Genomic DNA, 2960 nt, shown 5'->3' with positions numbered 1-2960 from the left:
TAGCCACGAAGGCTTAATTATTGGCAGAAGCCCGAGCCTGAGTGGTTTTTTTATTTGGTTTATTCAACAGGAGGAAAGGATGCATATCCCTGATGGTTATCTTGGACCTCATACATACGGTGCGCTTTATGCAGTCATGTCACCGATTTGGTATATTGCATCAAGACGTATAGGTAAGACTTTAAAGACACAGCAGATACCACTTCTTGCAGTAGGGGCAGCCTTCAGTTTTGTTGCAATGATGTTTAATGTTCCGATACCAGGAGGCACAACAGGGCATGCGGTTGGCTCTGTGATAGTTGCGATCTTGCTCGGTCCATGGGCGGCAGTAATTACTACTACTGTGGTTCTTGTTGTGCAGGCACTGTTGTTCGGAGATGGAGGTATCACATCTATTGGTGCAAGCAGTTTCAATATGGCGTTTGCTATGTCTTTTACAGGATACGGAGTCTATAAGTTGATTAGTATCGGCAGTGAGCCTTCCTCTTATAGGAGGTGGTTAGGAGGGGCTGCAGGTGGATACTTAGGTATTAACATCGCTGGGGTTCTCACAGGGATAGAGTTAGGTATTCAACCACTTATTGCACATACACCTGATGGAAGACCACTTTATGCGCCATATCCGTTAGAGATAGCAATTCCTGCAATGGTTATACCACATATTACGGTCTTTGGCGTATTGGAGGGCATTGTGACGGCACTTGTGATAGTGTATTTTCAAAGGACTGAACCGACAATGCTTGATAGATAAGTTCTGAGGACATCCATTTCCCATACATTTTTGAATTTTAATTTGTTATTTTGATTTTTTATCTTTAATTTTTAAGAAAATAGCCGAGGCATCCTGCCTCGGATCATGTCAGGCAACCCCGTATTAAATACGGGGCTGACCTATTTTGATATGAAATTTATCGAAAGGAAGAAGGGAGTATGAGTAAAACAGTGAAAAGACTATGGATAGGTGTTGCGATATTAATCCTTCTTACCCCGATAGGGCTGATTTTACCTGAATTATTCAAGGCGGGAGTAGCATGGGGTGAATGGGGGATAGAAGAGATAGAAAAGATGATAGGGTATATCCCTGATGGTATGAAGAGACTGAGTGAACTGTGGAGACCCCTGATGCCTGATTATAGCTTTTCAGGAGAAGAAGGCAGGTCTCTGGTCTTCCAGAGCATTGCATATATCTTTTCTGCAATCTTGGGCATCATCGGAGTTGTTATAATTGTATATCTTTTAGGGAGATTGCTGATACCTAAGAAATGATACCTGAATGGCTTTTAAAAGATGATGGACACATAGTCAGAACAAACAAGAAGGTGCGGATCACCTTTGTAGAGAAAACAATGAGTTCTATTACCCACCTTATAGAAGATGCCGTTCTCAATGACAGATATGCATGTATAGATAGATTTCTTCAGAGACTTGACCCAAGGGCAAAAGTATTAAGCACCGTGTGTTTTATCCTGCTGGTGACCTTTACAAGAAGGATAGAAGTTTTGTTGGGAATTTCTCTATTGAGTATGCTTGTTTCATCCATCTGTGGTATTAAGCCATCTGTATTTATCAGGAGGGCATGGATATTACCATTGCTCTTTACAGGGGTTATAATCATACCATCTATCTTTAATATTATCACCCCGGGTGATACCTTGGTCACATTATTTGAGGGGGATGGGATTGTTATTGCTGTGACAGAACAGGGATTATGGGGAGCTATAACCCTTGTCCTCCGAGTAATGGCATCGGTCTCTCTTGTAACTATACTCACGATGACCACGAGATGGTCCGATCTGCTTGCGTCATTGAAGGCATTAAGGATGCCCAGGATATTTATCCTTATACTCGAGATGAGTTACAGGTATATATTTCATTTGCTCAGGATTGTGGAGGAGATACATATTGCTAAGAAGAGCAGAACTCTCAGTAGCGTCGGAATGATTAAAGAATGGATGTGGAGCTCATCTGGTATAGGGATGCTTTTCCTCAGGTCATACAGGCTGAGCGTAGATGTCCACAACGCTATGCTTTCAAGGGGATTTACAGGAGAGGTCCAGACATTGAATAAATTCAAGATAAGGAGGAGGGATATTGTGTGGTGTGTGTTATCGGTGATTATAACTACACTTATCCTGGTGATAGAATATGGAACTAATATTTGAACTTAAAGATGTTTCCTACAGGTATCCTCAGGGGAATACAGGGTTAAAGGATGTGACACTGAGTATCGGCAGGGGTGAAAGGGTGACTATTCTTGGAGCCAATGGCTCAGGAAAATCTACACTTTTAAATATCCTTGATGCACTGCTCTTTCCCACAGCAGGGTGCCTTTACGCATTCGGTGAGCCTATTACAGATGATGGAATAAAAAACAACAGGACACTTATTGACTTCAGGAAAAGGGTATCTCTTATATTTCAGGATTCAAACATACAACTCTTTTCCCCTACGGTCTGGGACGATATTGCATTTGGACCCCTTCAGATGAATATAGATTCTGAAGATATATTCAAACGGGTAGATGATGTAATGGTGATGCTTGGCATAAGACACCTTAAAGACCGTGCACCACATACCCTGAGTAGCGGTGAGAAAAAGAAGGTGGCTATCGCATCATCCCTCGCTATTAATCCTGATGTAATTCTTCTTGATGAGCCTACAAGCGGTCTTGACCCGAGGACTCAGGTATGGCTCATAGAACTCTTGGAGGAACTCCACACGGCTGGCAAGACTCTGATTTCTGCCACCCATGATCTGAGCATTGTAGAGGATATTTCAGACAGGGTTGCTGTCCTTGCAGAAAACCATACAATAGCCATTATTGGAAGTCCTGATGAAGTTCTCAGCAATAGAGATCTCCTGCTTAAAGTTAATCTGATACATGAGCACGCACACAGGCATGGGGGTGTTTTCCATACACACAGTCATGGACATTTTGCAGGACATGACCATGAGCATAG

4 protein-coding genes are annotated in these 2960 nt (G+C 42.4%); all 4 read left to right on the top strand.

Annotation, left to right across the window (positions count from 1 at the left end; all coding sequences use genetic code 11):
* Positions 1-751: cobalt transporter CbiM (gene cbiM / locus AB1488_02175; GenBank protein MEW6408906.1), on the top strand; the 751-nt coding region annotated here is incomplete at its 5' end.
* 179 nt (positions 752-930) lie between these two features.
* Positions 931-1266 carry a PDGLE domain-containing protein gene (locus AB1488_02170; protein MEW6408905.1) on the top strand — a complete coding sequence of 112 codons (336 nt, stop codon included), beginning with the start codon at positions 931-933 and terminating at the stop codon, positions 1264-1266.
* The gene (gene cbiQ, locus AB1488_02165) at positions 1263-2162 is read left to right on the top strand and encodes a cobalt ECF transporter T component CbiQ (GenBank protein MEW6408904.1); all 900 of its coding nucleotides are present in this window, start codon (positions 1263-1265) and stop codon (positions 2160-2162) included. The genes AB1488_02170 and cbiQ overlap by 4 nt, the downstream gene beginning before the upstream one ends.
* On the top strand, positions 2146-2960 hold an 815-nt coding region (locus AB1488_02160), incomplete at its 3' end, for an ABC transporter ATP-binding protein (GenBank protein MEW6408903.1). The genes cbiQ and AB1488_02160, both read left to right, overlap by 17 nt.

The organism is Nitrospirota bacterium, from assembly GCA_040756155.1.
Lineage (GTDB): Bacteria > Nitrospirota > Thermodesulfovibrionia > JACRGW01 > JBFLZU01 > JBFLZU01.
This window is presented reverse-complemented; position numbering and strand designations above follow the sequence as displayed.

Bases quoted from the DNA above. Each gene is read 5' to 3' on its own strand.
- AB1488_02170 (MEW6408905.1), top strand. From the start codon at position 931: ATGAGTAAAACAGTGAAAAGACTATGGATAGGTGTTGCGATATTAATC.
- cbiQ (MEW6408904.1), top strand. From the start codon at position 1,263: ATGATACCTGAATGGCTTTTAAAAGATGATGGACACATAGTCAGAACA.